This is a genomic window from Undibacterium sp. Di26W (assembly GCF_049340265.1).
Lineage (GTDB): Bacteria > Pseudomonadota > Gammaproteobacteria > Burkholderiales > Burkholderiaceae_D > Undibacterium.
In genome coordinates this window covers 66609-87174 of sequence record NZ_JBMPOR010000017.1, presented here as the reverse complement: position 1 = coordinate 87174, position 20566 = coordinate 66609, and the positions used below count along the sequence as shown (strand labels likewise).

Below are 20566 nucleotides of genomic sequence, written 5' to 3'. Positions count from 1 at the left end.
GGGTCTGTTGACGTTTCACATAGGCAACCATAAAAAGGTGCAGGCCATGGCGACAACACTGACATAATTACGTTTCAACTTGTCGAATCTCGTCGCCAAAGCCCGAAACTGTTTTAAGCGGGCAAACGCATTCTCGACGAGGTGACGGTATCGATACAGCCCTTTATCAAGGTCATCGTTTCCCTTGAGAGAGTTGCGTCTTCTCGGGATAACGACACGACTTCCCTTTGCTATGATTTGCTCTCGTATCAATCCGCTGTCATATCCTTTATCGGCAATCATGGCTCCTGCCTGCGGCAGCACGGCAATTAGTTCTGGCGCAGCCTTGCAGTCATGGGTAGCGCCGCTGGTAACAGTAAAATCGATTGGCAATCCATAACCATCGACTGCCAAATAAATCTTCGTTGTATTACCAGCCCGGCTTTTCCCTATGCCTTCATCACTATCACTGGCGACTCCTGCACTATGGTGATGTGTCTTGGCACAACTGCCATCGATAAAAATCCATTCAACATCCGGCTCTGTGACCAGTACCTTAAAAACTGCACTCCACTTCTCGCAGGTTGACCAGGCATTAAATCTCTTATAAATCGAGTTCCAGCGACCAAACGCTTTCGGTCAGTCTCTCCACGGGCAGCCCACTCTCAGCCGATATAGCATCGCTTCTACCATCAGACGTAAATTGCGCTAGTTATAAATTCGTTCTTGAAGCAAAATCTTCTGCAGCTTCGACCAAAGCTCGTCGTTGAGCAGCAATCAGGGCAAGGCAAACTCGTGTTGATCCGGTGTGAGAACCTTAACAATACAAGTTTGCCTTTCTTTTTCAAAGACTTACGTTCAAACGTCAACAGTCCCTAGTTAATATCTGGTTATTTTCGCACTAGATTTTCTAAATCTTGAAGGAGAATCTATGGATACAAAGTTTGCAATGTACCATCTGTCTCACTGCCATACAAAGATTGCAATTGCTTGTACTTTGCATCCTCAGCATCATTAAACAAAGTGTTTATAAAGGCAGAATTATCGACGCTGCCATCTGCGCCAATTGTCTGCCAGTTGGCAGAGTTATAGGCAGCATTGACGCTGATTGCCCACGCCGACATGCCACTCAATTGATATTGACTACCATCTGTGCCGCCGGAAACTTCATTTACTGCCTGGTTATCTAATACTCGCATTACATGTACTCCAATAAAGTTATGGACTGAATATCCGGTCAGTCCTGTCCGGTTTTTAAATCTTGATCCGCTCGACACATCAAATACTTCTGATGATTAGTAGACTGTAACAGTTGAAACAGAAGTGAAAGACGCTTGCCCGGCGATCAGGGCAAGGCAAGGTTAACACTTATGCACAGCGATAGTGAACTATCGCGAGCATTTGCAACGCAGCCATGGTCGTCGCGCAAGCGGAAGGCACTCTGTTTTCAATTGTTACAGTCCACTAACTCTTTGATTGGACAGGTGTCAAAGCCAGGACTGGTTCCAATATCCATTCCCAAATTCTTCGCTTATCCTGTAATACATCGACTTCAAGTGTCATGCCAGGCTTGAGGGTCTGAGCCTCTCCATAAGCATTGATGCTTTGCTCGTTCAATCTGACTTTGATGCGATAAAGCGCCTCACTACTGTTAAAACCGTTGATGGCTTGCTGTGCATTGCTAAGTATGGTGCTCGCAAGATGTGCCGGTAGTTCTGCTGGGGCAAACGGAGTCCGGCTAACATCAATAACTGTTGCTGTGTGCAATCCAAATTTTTGATATGGAAATGCCGAGTAACGTATCAGCACTTCCTGACCAGGCCGGATAAATCCGGCTGTACGGCTAGGAGCATATAAATGCGCCTCAAGCAAACCGGCTTTAACACTTGCATTCTTGTCGTCTGCATTCGCTTTCACATCAACAGGTATCAGGCTAGCCAGCACTTGTCCAGCATTGATAGCTTGCCCTGGCTGGTTGGTAAGGGCGCTTATCGTGCCAGCTTGCATTGCTACGATTTGCACCGCCTGGCGGTTGGCATTTTCTGCGACTTCTTGCTTGAGGCTGGCTTTGGCTCTTTCTATTTGCGTAAGATCTGTTGCCAGGCTATTCGATAAACTATCGAGTTCTGCTTGCAGGGCAATCTGGTTAGCTTGCAACTGGGTTTTGCTACGTTGCAGTGTACTCAAACGTGTGCTGATGTCGAGCAGGTCTTCCTGCTTTTGCTGGGTCTGGGCAGCCGAAACATAGCCATTTCCTTGCAAAGTTTCATATTTGGCGACACTTTGTTGCGCCAGTTGCTGGCGGCGCTGGGCCAGCATCAGTTCTTGCTCCAGCTGGGTATGCTCTTGTGCGAGATTAGCCAGTCTTTGCTGCAATGCCTGCTTCTTTTCCTGGTACTGGCTTTGGCGTAGTCTTTGTTCCGCGGCCATACTGTCGGCGCGGCTGGCGAGTTGCTGAGCAACCAGGGCAGTAAGCTCGCCTTGGCTATTTTGACGCTCTGTGCTCAGTGTAAACAGAACTTGCCCGGCCTTGACTTGCTCGCCTTCCTTGACATGGGTACTTAACAAAATACCCGCATTGGGTGCTGCCAAGCTGAGCTGGCCTCCGACAGGTACAGTGATACCGGTGACACGGGCTTTTTTGGTAATACTGCCAAACGTGATATAAGAAATCAATGCTGCGGCAATGATCAAGGCAATGATTGCAATCAGGGAAGCGGAGAGCGGTTGCGCCAAACGTATGGAACCGATCCATTGACTGCCTAACGCTGCTGTGACTTCAGGGCGAAATAAGGGGATGGAGTTACTCATCACCTACCCTGTTAACTGCAAGTTGTTGCGTTTTAGCTGGCATCTTCTTTTATCTACGAAAATATTTCTAAAAGCACTTACCTCGGGTGCACTGATAAAAAGCATAAATGAAACACTGAAGAAATGTCAAACAAAGTTAAAAAATATATTTTTGCCACACTTAAAAACTATTTAATATTTTTCTGATATACTTAATTCGCGGTAGCGTGGTCAGCGACTCCTTTGATCTCTCTTTGATCAAGTACAATGACCAGATCATGAAAAAGCTTTCATTCATACTCTGGACATCGATCTGATGCCCAGGCATTCTTTTTAAGATCCAGTTCCACCATGTGTGTGTTTAAAAATCAGTCCCCTTGCTGCTGCCAAATCGCTTTGCCGGCCTTCAAATAAATCAAGGCGCTGGCGGAGCCTTCTTTCGCTACCACGATGCCATCGTTCTGCAATCTGACAGACTTGTCGTGATAGCTACGCGGCCGCGATCCCTTATCTTCGACATACCAAAGTTCCAGCCAGGAAAAATCATCACCGCCATTGCCAACATTTCCAATCGCATGCCCTGCACCTACGATAACTGGCTTGGTTTTGCCATGAGACAAAAAGACGATACCCTCTTTTTTGCTCTTGCTGTCCTTGACCAATACCGCCAGATCCCCCTTGCCAGCTCCCAGAAAATTGCCACGCCAAACAAAGGGATTGATACGGCTGTTCACCTCGATTGATTCTTGCTTGGACAAGCCATCAAGCTGCTTGTTTGCCCAGTCAGGCAATTGCATTTTGGGTGACACGTCCTGTGCGAAAGCGATGCTGTTGGCGAATAACAGAACGACAGATGCTAATTTGAAATTCATGGCAAAACTCCTGATAATGATATAAATGTATAAGTATCGTTTGAATGAAAACCTGCATTATTTCTATTGCTTACCACGTCTGATTACTGCGACTAATTACTACAACTGCGGTTACTACAAACATCTCACCTCAAACTGATCGTCTGCCTCTTCCACGCCGGGTCTTGCCACTTGTAAAACACGCTCAAAGATCCCGGCTTGTCGGCACCGTTTTCAACTTGCAGGCTATCCATGCTGACGACTTCAAAACTTTTCTTGAATCTGCCTTCGACCTTGGCTTCACGCGCCACCAGCATCTTGTTGGTACCTGGTACCCAGCCGGCGAATTCGGCATAGCCCAGGTCAGGGTCACTGTTGGCCGGCGGCAGGATATCGATGATCCAGCCCTGGCTGGTCTGGTGGAATAGCCAGAGTTCACGCCAGTTTTCCATCGGTTGTACCGCCAGCGTCAATGCCGTGCTGTGCGTATTGGCGCGCGCTGATGCCGCCCACACCACGCTATAGGTACAGCGTTTTGCCAGCGGGGTTTTGACGTCATGTTTGGTGTCAGTCAGCATGACGCAGGTTTCGCCTGGCTGGCCAGCAGCAGTGACGATGTTCAGGCCAGGCTTGGGGATGACTGCGGGCTCTGCGGCCCAGCGTGTTGTGCCTACCCGCACACCGGCCTCTGCGTAGGCATACACATCTTCATCGGCAAATTCCTCCTTGTTGACGGCGGCCAGTTCGGTCAATGCACGGTTAGCGGCTTCTTCCACCTTTTCGCCTTTGCGTGCACGCTGGAAGGCGATACTGGACCAGACGCTGGCCTTGCGCATGCGCACACGATTTTTCAGGTACTCGGGCAGGCTGGTGGTATTCACGCGGTCCAGTACATCGGCACGCCACTGGTCGAGGGCAAAACGTTCAGTCGGGCGCATGGTCGGGTCTATGCAATCCTGGCGTGTCAATGCCAGGGCGGCGCGGGCTTTTTGATCAGGCGTGGCATTCATGGCCAGCACGCGACGGAAGGCTTCACCGTCATAGCAAAGCTGCATGCGGCCTTCACGCTCGTAACCCTTGATGCTGATGCCGTAATTGGCGACCACTTCCAGGTGCGCCGCAATGGTCGCTTCATTTTGCTTGGGCTGTTTGCTGGAAGCACGCCTGGCCAGGCGTTCTGCCATGGTGCCAAGTGCGTCAAAGGCTTCAGCACCGATAGCATTCGCTGGTGCAGCCTTCAGGTAAGCAGCGGTATAGCTGATACCCAAGGCTTCGGCCCCCGGCGTATCACGCAAAAAGCGGATGACGGCAAAGGCATCGGGAGCATCGTCCGGTTGCATGGATACCAGGCGCACCTGCGATGCCTTGATATAACCGGCGCGTTCGCGTCTGTGGTCATACACTTGCAGGTAGTCGAGCTTCTCACCGCGAATTTCCAGGCTGTCGCCCTGCCACAGGATGGCCTGTTGTTGCGCGCCATCCTTGGGGGCGGCGCGCAATTGTGCCTGGTCCTGGGTAACAACGGCGAGTACGGCGACAGCAGCTAAAGTGGCAAACATGATTATTGGCTTTCCTTGTTGTCATTGATTGCTTCGGCTTCAGCCGCTACTTTTTGCTGCGTGGCACGACCATTCTTGCCTGCGCCCAGCAAAGCTGAACCAATGAAGCCGCCATCAGCCGGTGGAGGGGCGATGATGACCGATATCTTGTCCGACAATTTATCGGCCATGGTTTTTTGTATCAGCAGGGGGTGCTTGGTCAACAGGGCACCGTCACGTTCCAGTTGTGAACTGGCGACCTTGCCGACCAGGTCTTGCCGGTAGGCTTCTGCATCAGCCAGCTTGCGACGGGAATCGGCTTCACCCTGGGCTTCGATGATGCGGGCCTGGGCCGTACCTTCCGAGGTCTTGATGCGCGAAACCTTTTCTGCCTCGGCTTCAAACTGGCGCTGCTCTATCTGTTTCTGTTTGAAGGGCAGGACATGCTTCATGGCTTCTTCCTGCGCCTTGGCAGCGATGATTTGCTCATTACCGGCAGCTTCGGCGGCTTTCTCGCGCCTGATCTTGTCGGCATCCGCCTCCAGCGCGGTTTGCTTGACCTGCTTGTCTTTCAATTCCAGGGTATAACGCATTTTTTCACTTTCCAGTTCTTCCGCCAGCAGTTTTTCCATGCCACGCTTATAGTCGGCTGGCAAGTCCACCTTGCCCATCATGACGCTACGTAAAAGAATGCCGTCAGCGGCCAGCTTGGGTTTCAATTCGGCTTCTATCATTTGCTGGATTTCTGCACGTTTGCTGGAAAAGATTTCCCTTACCGTATAGCGGGTAAATGCCTTGTAAATCACGCCCTGCACTGCCGGCTCGACGATTTCTGCATTGATGTTTTCTGGCAGGTTCTTGGACATGGTCGCCAGTTTGGCGGGGTCAAACGCATACCGTATGCTCAGGTCCACACCCAGTGACAAACCTTCTACCGACTGGAAAGGTGCTTCGCCATCGGCGCGGCTGCTGCGGGTGGGGCGGTACAATTGATCTTGCAGATTGAACAAACGCAATTCATGCAGGCCAGGCACAACGATGACGGCACCGTCACGTACCTGTTCGGCACTGCCGGTCAGTTGATTGATGCGCACACCGACTTCACCACGCGGGACACGTTGCATCGGCGGGTGGGTACTAATGGCATACACGGCACCACCCACCAGGCTCAACACCACCAGTCGATTGAAAGTACTTTTGCTAAAAACGCCAGACCCCGCAGTAACCCTGGCCCCGGCTTTGAGTCCCGAAGCGCTTTTGCTGAAGACGGAAGACAGAGTGGATCGTACGGCTTGTACCAGGGATTTGATACGGTCAGACATGATAACTCTCCAATGATGGTGTTTTTCCAGGGTTCCTTGCAGTGGCGTTTGCCCTGCTTCCCTGATACGCATCATGCGCTGCCCTTCACGGAGCATACAATGCTGTGGCAGGGGCAGAAATATCACTGTTGCAAGCTATTTTTTCCCATCCGGGAGTAAGCCTTGCCGCGTGTGAAGAAAAACTCACAGCCGCTTTATGACTTTTGCCGAAAAACCGTGGATACTGCTGATATCGTATTAAATGCCGGAGTGTAACGTGGTAAAAGTAGCTGTCATCGAAGACGATCTGCCTACCAGCAATCAGTTAAAAAGCTGGATAGAAGCGGCAAAGCCCGGTATCCACATAGACCAGTGGTTCAGCCGCGACGATGCCGAAGCGGCGATTGCGCGTGAGAATTATGATCTGGTGGTGCTGGACATAGAACTGGGGCGCGAACGCCATGCCGGCGTTGCCATCATCAATGCCATCAACAAGCAGCATGCGACGCCCGTGCTGGTGGTATCGGCCATGCCAGCGACTATTTACCGCAGCATCATGAAAGCGCTGGACGCCTGGGATTACCTGCAAAAAGCCACTTTTGAAGAAGCCGATTTCATAGAAACCTTCCTGGAAATCCTGCGCTCGGTAAAAGAACGCAAGCAACATGGCAACCAGAATGCAGCCTACAAGGAAGCCGCAAAAACACCGGTCGCCGACCAGCTCAGCATGGATCCCTTGCGGCAGCGCACCCCCATCTGGCGCGGCCAGCGCATCAACCTGCCGCTGACAGCCCAGCGCATACTGGCGGCCCTGTTTGCCCGCCGTGGCCAGGTGGTATCGTATGAAGACTTGTATGAAGTCGTCAAAAGCGGACGCAACCGCGACAATATCCGCAAGCATGTCTCTACCATACGCGATGCCTTCCGCGAAATTGATGCGGATTTTGAATGCATAGAAAACGTCCCCATGCGCGGTTTCAGATGGGTAGATGACGACGCAGGCAGAAACTGAGATGAGCAAGTTCCTGCTGGCGACTTACCGGCTGCGGATTTTATTTCGTGGCGTCTTCCTGTTGCTGGCAATGGCAACTGTGGGCCTGGCACTGTCTGTACTACAGCAGGAAAAACAGCTCAGCTACAATAATTACCAAAGCAATTTCAATAAAACCCGTTTGCAGATTTCGGCCACCCTGCGTCATCCTGCCGGGCAACTGGCTTTACTCAATCCACCGGCAGACAAGCAGCCGGCCTCTTTACGACCCCTGTTGCTGCCGTATTCCGCGATTGATTTTGATGACCAGAACAAGGTGCAGCAAGCCATCGCCATGTCGGGTTGCCTGGTGCAATATGGCAATAACGGGGCGCTTTGCAGCGGCATAGGCAATAACCCCTGGGCCGGTGGCTTCATCTATGTGGCAGGCAATTTCAATAGTACACAACTGGTCTCGCACAAGCGTGGCAATGACAGCCTGTCACAGGCACACAGGCTAAAAGTCAGCGTCAGCCTGCGTGGTCAAACCTATCGCTGGATCGCACCTTTCGAGGAAGAAGTCGCGCCAGCCCGGCAAAACCAGGGGGTGCGCGGGCGCTGGACCGGTTTCAATGAAAGCGAAGCAAATAAACCAAATGCGCGCCCGGTCAGGGATTTTCGTGGCTGGGCCTGGCAACAGGCAATCTGCAACCAGGCTGATCAGGACGACAAGGACGCCAACTGCCAAAAGAATACTTTCTTCTCATTGCGCCTGCCGATACCCGTCTTGCAAGAAGCCCTGTTTGAAAAGAAACGCCCGGTCTGGCCACCGCAAGACCTGGACAAGATGGAAGTCAGCCTGGCGGTACTGCCACCCGACTCTGACATCGCCCTGCTCGACAGCAAGAATGCGCCAACGGCCACGCCGTTTTCACTCAGGGATTTGCAAGGCAATCTGTTGCCTGGCGAAACCCTGCGCATACGCAAGCGCGATGTTCAGGACAGTAAGGATGACCTGGTGAACCTGACCGGTGCGGTTGAACAAAGCGATGAATCATGGAACATCATCACCCGCCTGATACGTCGTCTGCCGGTAGATGAATACGATATTCCGCTGGAAAGCCGCGAAACCATCAATACCCCACTGGCGAATTATGAAGTCTTGCTGAAGGGCGATGTGCGCAGCGTCAGCAAAAGCCTGAGCGTGGTCGCCAGCCGCGTATCCTGGTTTGTCGGTGCCATGTTGCTGGCGCTGACGCTGGCCTGGCTATTGATCGAAATCAGTATCATACGCCGCATTACCTTGCTGACCAAACGCGCAGTATCACTGTCGAAAACCATGAAGGGTGCGGGCGAGCTGGAACAATTCGATATCAGCGATTTGCGTAGCCCGGATGAACTGGGGGTACTCGCCAGTTGCCTGCATGATTTGTTGCGGCGGGTGAAGGAAGATGTAGAACGCGAAACCATACGTACGGAACAGGAAAAAGAAATGTGGCATGCCGTTGGCCATGAAATCATGTCGCCTTTACAGTCTCTGATGGTCTTGCATGGCAGCCCGGATGACCAAAGCAACCGCTACATCAGCCGCATGCAGCAAGCCATACGCATACTGTATGGCAGTGCTTCACCCAGCGAAGCATTTCAATCCACCGTCTTGCAGGTCAGTGAAATCGACATCACGCTCTTCCTGAAAAATGTCGCCAGCAATGCGCCACTGGTAGGCATACCCAATGTGGCCTACCACGGTACTGATGATGCCATCATGGTCAAGGCAGACGAGTATTCACTTGAAGATGTGGTCACCCATGTCTTGCGCAATGCAGAACGTTATCGCAAGACTGACACAACGATCAGCATCAAACTGCAAATCAGTGAAACCGCTGTCACTATCACCATACACAATAACGGCCCACACATCGCCGATGATATGATCGACAAGATTTTTGAATACGGCGTGTCAGACCAGCAGGATTCCGGTGCCAACGGCAACCGCGGCCAGGGTCTGTTTGTCGCCAAAACCTATATGGCAAAAATGGGAGGCACCATCAACGTACAGAATGTGGTGGATGGTGTGAGCTTTGTGCTGACTTTACAGCGAGGGAATGCTTAAACAAGACTTACGCAAAATCACCCCAACTGCGTTGTGGCCCTAGCCATACCAAACCAGGAAAATATTAAAACAACATCAATCCACCACCATCAACAGTTTTTTCCGAAAAAGCAAAACTTAGTTTTGCATCCTCCTGTAAATCACGTCGCACTATCGGAAAGCCTGGCTTTAGAATGTTTTGCTGGGGCGCTGAAATCTTCGCCAATTTAACACGTCCTGGTCGAGAGACAAATAATCGGGCTGAGACGGCCTGACCCACAATTAGGAAAACAATGAAACCACAAATGAAACTGATCGCTGCGTTATGCATGGCAGGTGCAAGCAGTCTGGCGCTGGCCCAGGCTGAAGACAAATTCCAGTGGCTGGAAGATGTTCTGGGTGACAAACCCCTGAGCTGGGTCAGGGATCAGAACAAGCTCACACGCAGCAAGCTCGACAACGATGCTGGTTTCAACAAACTCAGGGCCGACTTGCAGGTCGTGCTGGATTCCAAAGACCGTATTCCGGCCATACGTAAAATGGGGGACGCCGTCTACAACTTCTGGATGGATGCAGAACACCCGCGTGGTGTCTGGCGTAAAACCAGCCTGGAAGAATACAAAAAAAACCTCCCGAAATGGGAAGTGGTGCTGGATGTCGATGCCCTGGCCAAAACAGAAAACGAAAACTGGGTCTTCAAGAACAGCCTGTGCCGTGAACCCGTCTATGACCGCTGTCTGATCGAATTGTCGCGCGGCGGTGCTGATGCAGTTGTCACGCGTGAATTCGACCTCGCCAGCAAATCCTTTGTCAAAGATGGCTTCAGCCTGCCAGAAGCAAAAATGAACCTGGACTGGGTCGATAAAGATACCCTGTTTGTTGCCACGGATTTTGGCACAGGCACACTGACTGATTCCGGCTATGCACGCGTAGTCAAGGAATGGAAGCGCGGCACAGAATTATCCGCCGCCAGGACCTTGTTCGAAGGCCAGAAAAACGACATGTCCGTAGCAGCCAATTCCAGCGAACATAAAGGTGTACACAGGGAACTGGTCAGTCGCCAGATCACTTTTTACACCTCAGAACAATATCTGAAAGATGGCGACAAGCTGATCAAGCTGGATATACCGGCCAAGAGCGATCTGTATTTCTTCGATAAACAGGTCGTCATCACACCACGTGAAGCATGGACCGTGGGTGGCAAGACGTATGCGTCCGGCAGTGTGCTGGCCATCGACTTTGAGGCCTTCATGAAAGGCAATCGCGCATTCACAGTCTTGTTTGAACCCAGCGATACCACGTCCTATACCGGTGCCACCATCACCCGTAATTACCTGCTGCTGCAAACCCTGGACAACGTCAAGAGCAATCTGAAGGAATGGAAATTCGACAGCGGTAAATGGTCTGCACGCCAGGTCACATTACCGACCCTGGGTACGGTCGGCGTGAGTGGTATTGATGCAGAAAATTCCGATGATTACCTGCTCAGTTATTCCGACTACCTGACACCCAGTGTGTACATGCTGGCCCATGCAGGTAATGACAAGCGCGAATTACTCAAATCTGCCCCCAGTTTCTTTGATGCTTCGGCCTATGAAACTGTGCAAAAATTTGCGACATCCAAAGATGGCACCAAAGTTCCTTACTTCATCATACGCAATAAAAATATCAAATACGACAGCAACAATCCTACCCTGTTGTATGGCTATGGTGGTTTCCAGATTTCCATGACGCCCTTGTATTCCGGCGGCCTGGGTAAAAGCTGGCTGGAAAAAGGTGGCGTGTACGTGGTAGCGAATATCCGTGGCGGTGGCGAATTCGGCCCGCGCTGGCATCAACTGGCCCTGAAAGAAAACCGTCAGCGTGCCTATGATGATTTTGCAGCGGTTGCAGAAGATCTCATCGCCAGCAAGATCACCAGCCCGAAACATCTGGGCGCCGGAGGTGGCAGCAATGGCGGCCTGCTGGCAGGTGTCGCCCTGACCCAGCACCCTGAGTTGTTTAATGCCGTCGTCAGCCAGGTACCTTTGCTGGATATGCGCCGCTTCAACCAGTTGCTGGCCGGTGCTTCCTGGATGGGTGAATATGGCAACCCGGATGTGCCTGCGGAATGGGATTACATCTCCAAATATTCACCGTACCAGAACGTCAAGGCAGGCGTGACCTATCCGAATGTACTGTTCATCACCTCTACCCGCGATGACCGTGTCCACCCTGGTCATGCGCGCAAAATGGCAGCCAAGATGATGGATCAGGGCCACAAGAATGTCTGGTACTACGAAAACATAGAAGGTGGCCACGGTGGTGCAGCAAATAATGCACAACGTGCCGATATGGATGCGATTATCTATACCTTCTTGTGGGATATGCTCAAGCGTGACAACCTGGCCAATCAGGTGCATTAATTAAGCCAGGACTGCGGCCAGCGAAGGCAGCAGTTTGAAATCGGTTTGAAATATAAAAGGCAGTCGGCTTTGGGCTAGCGCTCATCCCCGACTGCCTTTTGTTTTTGGATCATGACGCTACATTAATGCCTGTCCATTCGCGTTAATTCACTTTGTCAGATGGATAGCGTATGGTTTCACTCAACAAAATTCCCATGGGCAAGGCCAAGGCGACGCCATTCGGCTGTGTCGGTTTGGTGAACCACTTTTCATACAACGTCCTTTTGTCAGTCTTAACACAAAAACGGCATTATAGAATCTTTCTATGAGGCAAACTGCTATGTTATTTCTTGTTTTTACTATCACCGTATTGATGAATTAATGTGCCAGCGCAAAGATGCTTGCGCTGGTGCAATATCAGTTCTACAGACTGAATGGGGGATGGAATTTACGAATGCTGTATCATTTCCCGCTTTGCCGCTCATGCTCGCACGCACCCACAGGCAGAGTACATGCAACCAATTTCCTGATTTCAGGTCTGAACCACATATGAGTTTGTACCAGCTTCTTGCTCAGTTTATCCGCCAGCACTGGCGCCATTACCTTGGTGCCGGTGCCATGTTGTTCGCCGTCGCCGTAATGACTGTCCTGATACCACGTCGTGTCGGCATGATCATTGATGGCATGGTAGCAGGTCGTTTTGACAACACTGCCCTGCTGTGGGAATTGTCATGGCTGATAGGCATGGGCCTGGCCATCTATTTCTTGCGGGTAGGCTGGCGCACTCAGTTATTCACTGCGTCCTATCAACTGGGCATGCAATTACGCACCCGGCTTTACCAAAGACTGAGCGTACAGGGATCGCGTTTTTTCCAGCAACAAAGAACCGGTGACCTGATGGCCCTGGGCACCAATGATGCCGATGCCATCGAACTGGCGGCCGGTGAAGCCGCCCTGGCCGGTTTTGATGGCAGCCTGACCTTTGCCCTGGTGATAGGTATGATGCTGCTGGGTGTGGACTGGCGACTGGCGCTGGCGGCCCTGCTGCCCTTCCCTTTCATGGCCTGGGCCTTCAAACGGATTACCCATCATATTCACGATGCTTCGCGCGATTCGCTGGAACGCTTCAGCAAACTGAATGACCATGTGCAGGAAACCCTGGCCGGCGTGCGTACCCTGCGCGCCCTGGGCCTGGAACAACGCAGTGCAGCCCAGTTTGCCGACATGGCCGAACAGGCAGCTGCCGCCAGCCTGTCAGCACAGCGCTGGGAAGCCGCCTATGAACCGGCAGTCGGTATCAGCCTGACAGCCGCCGGGGCACTGACCCTGGGTGTAGGTGGATATCTGGTCTGGCATGGCGAAATGAGCATAGGCGCACTGACCAGCTTTTCCATGTATCTGGGGCAGTTGATCTGGCCGATGTTTGCCGCTGGCTGGGTCTTGTCCTTGCTGGAACGCGGCAAGGCAGCCTGGGCCAGGCTGGAACCGGTGCTGACACAAGAACTCAGCGTCAATGATGAAGGCAGCCTGACGACACCACCAACTGGCACTCTGCGTGTGGACCAGGTCAGCTTTGCCTATCCGGGACAAGCCAGGCCTGCCCTGCAACACATCAGCCTGACGATTGCGCCGGGGCAGACGATAGGTATAGTCGGCCCCACAGGTTCTGGCAAATCCAGCATCATTCGTTTATTGCTGCGCCAGATAGAAGCCGGACAAGGCCAGGTCACCTGGGGTGGACATGCGCTGGCGGAGTATCGCTTGCAAGCCTTGCGCCAATCTATCAACTGGGTAGCACAAGAACCTTTTTTGTTCTCGGCCTCGATTGCCGACAATATTGGTCTCAGCAACCCGGCTGCCAGCCGGGCAGACATCATGCAGGCCGCCAGGCTGGCATCGGTGGACGAGGATATACAACGCTTCCCGCACGCTTATGACACGCTGGTAGGTGAGCGTGGTGTCACCCTGTCAGGCGGACAAAAACAGCGCGTCGCCATCGCCCGTGCCCTGTTGATGGCCAGCCCCCTGCTATTGCTCGACGACGCCCTGTCTGCGGTGGATACACAAACCGAGACGCATATCCTGCAGCATCTGGCAGAACTGAGACAGCAACATCCCGAACGCAGTGCCGTCATCGTCAGCCACCGCCTGAGTGCGGTGCTGGAAGCCAGTCACATCCTGGTTTTGCGCGAAGGAAAAATCGTCGAACAAGGCAATCACCAGGCCTTGCTGGACCTGGATGGCTGGTATGCAACGCAATGGCGTTATCAACAACTGGAAGCAAGCCTGGATGCAGCCTGATATCAACAAAAAAACAGCCACCATGTCAGAAAAAAAACTGGCAGTGCGCCTGCTGCTGCAGGCCGCCAGCACTGAAAAACGCCATGTCTGGCTAGGTATATTCTTTCTGTTTGTGGCAGCTGGCCTGGAAGCAGTCGGCCCCTTGCTGGGCAAGGCATTCATAGACCGTTACCTGTTGCCGCACAAATTGGATAACGGCATGGTCATCGGCCTGCTGGCAGCCTATGTACTGACCGGCTGGGGCGCGACCTGGCTGCGGTATCTGCAACTGACGCGGCTGGCCGGTGTCGCCATGCGGTCTGTGCGTCGCCTGCGTGAGCAAGTGTATGAGCATGTGTTGCGCCTGCCCATGGCTTTCTTTGACAAGGCAATTACCGGGCAGTTGGTCAGCCGCGTGACAAACGATACCGAAGCCGTCAAGAGCCTGTATGTACAAGTACTGTTTGTGATGCTCGACAGTTCCATCGTCGTCATTGGTGCACTGGCCGCCATGGCCTGGCTGGAATGGCGCCTGATGCTGATCGTCATCATGCTGATACCTGCAGTCATCATCATCGTCTGGTTTTACCAGCGCTGGAGTGCACCTGCTGTCAGCCGCGCACGCCAGTTGCGCAGTGAAATCAATGCTCAGGTTGCAGAGAGCATCAATGGCATGAGTACGCTGCAAGCCAGCAATGCCGAACGCCGCTTTGGCGAACGCTTTGCGAGCACCAATCAATTGCACTACGCAGCCAGGCTGGATGAATTGCGGGCGAATGCCTGGTTGCTGCGCCCGGCGCTGGACCTGATGAATTCAATCTTGCTGGTGGTGGTGATTTTCAGTTTCAGCCAGCGCAGTTTCTCTGGCGTTGAGATAGGTATACTGTATGCGTTTGTCAGCTACATCGCGCGGGTGGTGGAGCCGCTGATACAGATCACCCTGCAATTTGGCCAGATACAACAGGCGGTGGTCTCCGCAGCACGCGTCAACACCCTGCTCAATGAACACCAGGTGCCCATAGCCAGCAGCGACGCCCGCATCGTCGATGGCAAGCTGAAGCTGGAACAGGTCAGTTTCGGTTATGACCCGGCACGCCCGGTCTTGCATGATTTCAGCCTTGAGATACCAGCGGGCAGTTTTTACGGTATCGTCGGTCATACCGGCAGTGGTAAATCCACACTGCTCAGTCTCTTGCTGCGTTTTTACACGGCACAGTCTGGCCACATCAGCATAGACGACCAAGCACTGGCCAGCATCAGCGATGCGCATTTTCGTGACAAGGTAGGGCTGGTGCCACAAGAGCCATTTTTGCTGGCTGCGAATGCACGTGAAAACATCGCCATGGGGCGTGACATCAGCGAAGCCGATATCATCGCTGCCGCCAAGGCGGCCCACGTGCACGACTTTATCCTGCAACTGGAAAATGGCTACGATACCCCACTGGGTGAAGGTGGTGCCCGCCTGTCTACCGGACAAAAACAATTACTGGCCATCGCCCGTGCCCTGGCTGGCAAACCATGCGTCCTGTTCCTGGACGAGGCGACTTCCCATATCGATAGCGAAACTGAACAGGTAGTACAAACCGCACTCACGGAATTGCGTGGCAAAGTCAGCATTGTTGCCATCGCCCATCGCCTGTCCACCATCCGTGATGCCGACCGCATCATTGTGCTGAATCACGGCAAGCTGGCGGAACAAGGCAATCACCAAGAATTAATGCAAGTGGAACAAGGTATCTATCAACGCCTGTACCTGCTGCAAACCCTGGAAGAATAAGGAAAGCCATGAAGAAGTGGATCACGATTGTCATCAGTGCCAGCGTCACCGTCTTACTGTCAACCATAGCCTATGTGTATCTGGTAGTAGTACCCGATTTGCCGACACTGGAAGCGGTGACTGACTACCAGCCAAAAATCCCGCTGCGCATCTATACCGCTGACAATGCACTCATCGGTGAATTTGGTGAAGAACACAGGGATTTTGTACCTATCAAACAAATCCCGGCGGTCATGAAAAATGCCCTGCTGTCGATAGAAGATGCACGTTTTTATGAACACGGCGGCATCTCTTTCATTGGTGCAGGACGGGCCATACTGGCTGACTTGCGGGGCGGTTTTCATCAGGGTGCATCGACCATCACCATGCAGGTAGCACGGAATTTTTTCCTGACAAACGAAAAATCCATACCACGCAAACTCAAGGAAATTCTGTTGACTTACCGCATCGAAGATGCCCTCAGCAAAGACCAGATCCTGGAACTGTATATGAACCAGATTTTCCTGGGCAAGCGCAGCCATGGTTTTTCCGCCGCAGCAAGAACTTATTTTGGCAAATCGCTGGACCAGCTCAGCCTGGCAGAAGCCGCCATGCTGGCCGGGGTACCACAAAATCCGGTCAGACATAATCCCGCCGTCAATTTTGAAAAAACCAAACAAAGGCAATTGCTGGTCTTGAAGAGCATGGTCAGAAATGGCTTCATTACCGAGGCACAAATGGAAGCCGCTGCCAAGGAAGATATCAAAGTAGTCAAAGGCCAGCAATTCGACACCCAGGGCGACTATATCGCCGAGATGGTACGCCAGAGCATTTTTGCGCAATACAAGGAAGATACCTACACCAAGGGCATCAAGGTCTACACCACCATCAACAAGGCAGAACAAGATGCCGCCTATGACGCAGTGCGTCGCAACGTGATGACTTATGACCAGCGTCACGGCTACCGCGGGCCGGAAACATTTGTCGAGCTGCCTGCGGATGAAGATGAGCGTGATGATGTCATGGACCAGATCTTGCGCAAGTACCCGGACAATGACAAATTGCTGTCAGCCGTGGTGACCCAGGTCTCCACCAAAATCATCAAGGCAGAATTACTATCCGGCGAGAGCGTGGAAATCACCGGTGAAGGTTTGCGTTTTGCCGCAGCCGCACTGGCAGATAAGGCCAAAGCGGGCTTCAAGATACGTCCGGGTGCGGTCATCCGGGTGATACAAGACAACAAAAAGGACAACAAAAAACATTGGTCAATTACCCAGTTACCTGAAGTCGAAGGTGCATTTGTTGCCCTGAATGCCGAAGATGGTTCCTTCCGCGCCATGGTGGGTGGCTTCGATTTCAACCGCAAAAAATTCAACCATGTGACTAGTGCGTGGCGTCAGCCAGGTTCCAGTATCAAGCCCTTCATTTATTCTGCGGCACTGGAAAAAGGGTTTTATCCAGGCACCCTGATCAATGATGTTCAATTATCGGCGACGTCAGAAGATGCATTGCGCTGGGACCCGCGCAATGATGACGGCAAATATGATGGCCCCGTCAGCATGCGCACCGCCCTGGCCCAATCCAAAAACGTGGTATCGGTCAGGATATTGAAATCCATAGGCGTGGATACTGCCAGAAACTGGCTGCCACGCTTTGGCTTTGACAAAGACAAGCACCAGCCCAATCTGACCATGGCATTGGGTACCGGTTCGGTAACACCACTGCAACTGGTTTCAGCCTATGCCGTATTTGCCAATGGCGGCTATGCAGTCAGCCCCTGGTTGATCCGCAAGGTGGTCGATGGCAAGGGTAAAGTCTTGTTTGAAAACAAACCACCTGCCGTGGCCCAGGAAGAAGCACGGGTCATCGATGCCCGCAATGCCTATATCACCGACAGCATGTTGCGCGAAGTGGTACGTAGTGGTACCGGTGCCAGCGCTTCTGTCAAATTGGGCAGGCATGATCTGGCAGGAAAAACCGGTACGACCAGCGATGCCGTCGATGGCTGGTTTGCTGGCTATGCCGGCAACGTCGTGGCAGTCGCCTGGATGGGATATGACGACCCCAAATCACTGGGTGGGCGTGAATTTGGTTCCACCCTGGCCCTGCCTATCTGGATAGATACCATGCGGGTAGCACTGGCTGGCAAACCCGAAGGGCAACGCGCCGTCCCTGAAGGTATCAGCAATGCCGACGGAGACTGGATGTTCAATGAATTCCTGAACGGGGCCAGCGTGCGTACCCTGGACATAACGGAAAGCCCACCGCCGCCCGCGCAAGCACCGGTGCCAGCGCAATAGAAAAAAGCCCGCAGATTATTCTGCGGGCAAAGATCCCGACCTTTGGAGGAAAAACTTTCAGGATGGCCGCATGGTAGCGCTGGAAGATGACATTGTTATGACAAACGGCAAGGACCGTAAGTCTGCGCACCAGCATCCTCAAAAAAAAGCCCGCACGGGAGCATGCGGGCTAAAATCCTGAGCTGATGAAGGGTTCAGGATAGGGGGAGAACTTGTTAGAACGTGTTTACTATCTTACAAATTCAAAGCGAATCCACGAACAGAGCACAAAGCACCCTCTTATTCCGGCTCTTGAACCCCAGCGACATTTTGTAGACTGGTCTACATCCCTTTACAGAATGTCAGGTTTCAAGATGACTACTTCTTACCGTACACAAAGGACACTGCCGCGTGAACCACAATTCATGCATGGCACCCCTGGTACCATCTACATTTTGCAAAACGATGGCCTGCGCAATGGCCTGTATAAAATCGGTGCCACCCGTCGCTCCGGTGTTTCCAAGGCGATGGAACTGAATCGTGACCTGCAACAATTAATCCCTGGCACTTACGAATGCGTTTTTGAACTGCATACCAAAGACTGCGGGCAGGCACTCGACGAAATCCTGAAACAATTCCAGCATCACCGCCGGGGCAAACGCGGCCAGGATTTCTATGACCTGGATCTGGATGCGGCAGCAGAAAAAATTGCCAACACCATCGCCCTGATCAATCGCCAGGGCTTGATCCGCCAACAGCAAACCCTGAGCATGATGCGCCATCTGGAACCGGATGAGCCTGGCGCAGACCATGCTGAAGAATTCAGCCAGCCACCCGCCAGCCTGTTCAGAAAAGCCTATGAATGGGTAGCAGGCTGAACTAAAACCGGGATTCTTTCAGGCTCCCGGCTGTATACGAAAATCAAACCACTGCCTTCAACTGGTAACGCTCTTGTGGGACTGCGGCTGTAGTGCGCAAAGCCTCAAAACCGTGTGCAAGATCGTTGAGCAAATCATCAACATCTTCCAGGCCGACATGCAGACGCAGCATGGGTGCAGTCCATTTATCCGCATTCACGGTGCGATATGCAGCCGGACTGGTCGGTAGTAACAGGCTCTCGAAACCACCCCAGCTAAAACCTATGCCAAACAGGCGGGTTCTATCGATCAGTGCTGCCACCTGCTGTTCGCTGATACCGGCCTGAAACACCGCGCCCATCAGGCCACATGCATATTCAGGTTTGAAATCACGCTTCCATAAATCATGGCCTGCACAACCTGGAAGCGGCGGGTACAGCACTTCAGCCACTTCTGGTTGTTGCTGCAACCATTGCGCGACGACCCTGGCACTTTCACGGTGTACAGCCAGGCGCGCCGCCATGGTACGCAAGCCGCGCAAGGCCAGCGCTGCGTCATCGGCACCGATGGACATGCCAAGCTGGCGGTAAGTGCTGCGTAGGCGTTCATGCAGGGCTGCCGTGGTCAGAATGGCACCCATCAGCGCATCCGAATGTCCGACGATGTATTTGGTGGCAGCATGGATCGATACATCAATCCCCAGATCAAAAGAATTCCAGCCTATCGGCGTTGCCCAGGTGCTGTCAGACACCACCACGGCACCACATGCATGGGCCTGGGCAGCAATCGCCGGAATATCCTGGATTTCAAAGGTCAGCGAGCCTGGCGATTCGACAAAGACGACCTTGGTATTCGCCTGTATCAGCGCAGCGATGTCGCGACCTATCAGGGGGTCGTAATACGTCGTGCTGATATTCATCCGCTTTAACAGGCCATCACAGAAATCACGGGTCGGGTCATACACGGTATCCACCATCAGCAAATGATCACCGGGCTGCAGCAAGGCCAGCAGTGTGGTGGTAACGGCAGACAGGCCAGAGGAAGTCAGCATGCAGGCAGCCGCGCCTTCAGCGGCACACAGGGCCTGTTCCAGCGCCTGCGTGGTTTCATTGCCGTGGCGGCCATAGGCACGTCGGGTACCGCAGGCATTTTTCAGTGCAGCTACATCGGGAAACAGGATGGTCGATGCCCGCACCAAAGCCGGATTTACCGGGCCATAATGTGCCTTGCCTTTGCGCCCGGCATGGGTAAGACGGGTTGCTGCTTGCAATTCTGGCTCTACGATATTCATAGCGGTTCCATTTCTTCACGTTTGATTCCCGCACCGGCTTGCTTAGAACGTGTTTACGATCTGTAGCGAGCGAGCGTCAGCGGGGAGAAGAGCAGCGCAAAAAGCGGAATGTACTTTAAGTACATGAGCATTTTGAGCAGCGCATGAGCCCCGATCACGCTCGCGCAGTAAGATCGCAAACAGGTTCTTATCAAGGCA

General features: G+C 52.7%; 13 protein-coding genes and 1 pseudogene. 7 read left to right on the top strand and 7 right to left on the bottom strand.

Annotated elements, in window-relative coordinates; all coding sequences use genetic code 11:
• Positions 1-15: 15 nt before the first annotated feature.
• From ACO0LM_RS18980 to ACO0LM_RS18955, 6 genes and pseudogenes are all read right to left on the bottom strand, one after another.
• Positions 16-756: pseudogene (locus ACO0LM_RS18980) on the bottom strand (IS5 family transposase).
• Between the two features lie 152 nt (positions 757-908).
• On the bottom strand, positions 909-1178 hold the full coding sequence (locus ACO0LM_RS18975) for a hypothetical protein (RefSeq protein ID WP_423038890.1): 270 nt from the start codon (positions 1176-1178) through the stop codon (positions 909-911).
• A 265-nt stretch (positions 1179-1443) separates the two neighbouring features.
• Positions 1444-2790, bottom strand: a complete 1347-nt coding sequence (locus ACO0LM_RS18970) for an HlyD family secretion protein (protein ID WP_423038888.1) — start codon at positions 2788-2790, stop codon at positions 1444-1446.
• A 347-nt stretch (positions 2791-3137) separates the two neighbouring features.
• Positions 3138-3641 (bottom strand): hypothetical protein, encoded by a 504-nt coding sequence (locus ACO0LM_RS18965; RefSeq protein WP_423038886.1) that lies wholly within the window; start codon positions 3639-3641, stop codon positions 3138-3140.
• Positions 3642-3766: 125 nt separating this feature from the next.
• Positions 3767-5179 carry a hypothetical protein gene (locus tag ACO0LM_RS18960; RefSeq protein WP_423038884.1) on the bottom strand — a complete coding sequence of 471 codons (1413 nt, stop codon included), beginning with the start codon at positions 5177-5179 and terminating at the stop codon, positions 3767-3769.
• Positions 5180-5181: 2 nt separating this feature from the next.
• Positions 5182-6480: an SPFH domain-containing protein gene (locus ACO0LM_RS18955; protein ID WP_423038882.1), complete on the bottom strand. Its 1299-nt coding sequence runs from the start codon at positions 6478-6480 to the stop codon at positions 5182-5184.
• A gap of 256 nt (positions 6481-6736) precedes the next feature.
• Here ACO0LM_RS18955 and ACO0LM_RS18950 point away from each other — a divergent pair, with 256 nt between their 5' ends.
• The 7 genes from ACO0LM_RS18950 to ACO0LM_RS18920 all read left to right on the top strand — a co-directional run bounded on the left by ACO0LM_RS18950 (position 6737) and on the right by ACO0LM_RS18920 (position 19098).
• Positions 6737-7471 carry a response regulator transcription factor gene (locus ACO0LM_RS18950; protein WP_422989263.1) on the top strand — a complete coding sequence of 245 codons (735 nt, stop codon included), beginning with the start codon at positions 6737-6739 and terminating at the stop codon, positions 7469-7471.
• A gap of 1 nt (position 7472) precedes the next feature.
• Positions 7473-9542, top strand: coding sequence for a sensor histidine kinase (locus ACO0LM_RS18945; RefSeq protein WP_423038880.1), 2070 nt, complete (start codon positions 7473-7475; stop codon positions 9540-9542).
• 272 nt (positions 9543-9814) lie between these two features.
• Positions 9815-11926 carry a prolyl oligopeptidase family serine peptidase gene (locus ACO0LM_RS18940; RefSeq protein WP_423038878.1) on the top strand — a complete coding sequence of 704 codons (2112 nt, stop codon included), beginning with the start codon at positions 9815-9817 and terminating at the stop codon, positions 11924-11926.
• Between the two features lie 528 nt (positions 11927-12454).
• Positions 12455-14206: an ABC transporter ATP-binding protein gene (locus ACO0LM_RS18935; protein WP_423038876.1), complete on the top strand. Its 1752-nt coding sequence runs from the start codon at positions 12455-12457 to the stop codon at positions 14204-14206.
• Entirely contained in the window at positions 14196-15962 is a 1767-nt protein-coding gene (locus ACO0LM_RS18930) for an ABC transporter ATP-binding protein (RefSeq protein ID WP_423038971.1), read from the top strand. The genes ACO0LM_RS18935 and ACO0LM_RS18930 overlap by 11 nt, the downstream gene beginning before the upstream one ends.
• 8 nt (positions 15963-15970) lie before the next feature.
• On the top strand, positions 15971-18241 hold the full coding sequence (locus tag ACO0LM_RS18925; protein WP_423038874.1) for a penicillin-binding protein 1A: 2271 nt from the start codon (positions 15971-15973) through the stop codon (positions 18239-18241).
• A gap of 353 nt (positions 18242-18594) precedes the next feature.
• Entirely contained in the window at positions 18595-19098 is a 504-nt protein-coding gene (locus tag ACO0LM_RS18920) for a hypothetical protein (RefSeq protein WP_423038872.1), read from the top strand.
• Positions 19099-19141: 43 nt separating this feature from the next.
• On the opposite strand, the gene metC is transcribed toward ACO0LM_RS18920, so the two are convergent.
• The gene (metC, locus tag ACO0LM_RS18915; RefSeq protein WP_423038870.1) at positions 19142-20368 is read right to left on the bottom strand and encodes a cystathionine beta-lyase; all 1227 of its coding nucleotides are present in this window, start codon (positions 20366-20368) and stop codon (positions 19142-19144) included.
• Positions 20369-20566: the final 198 nt, after the last annotated feature.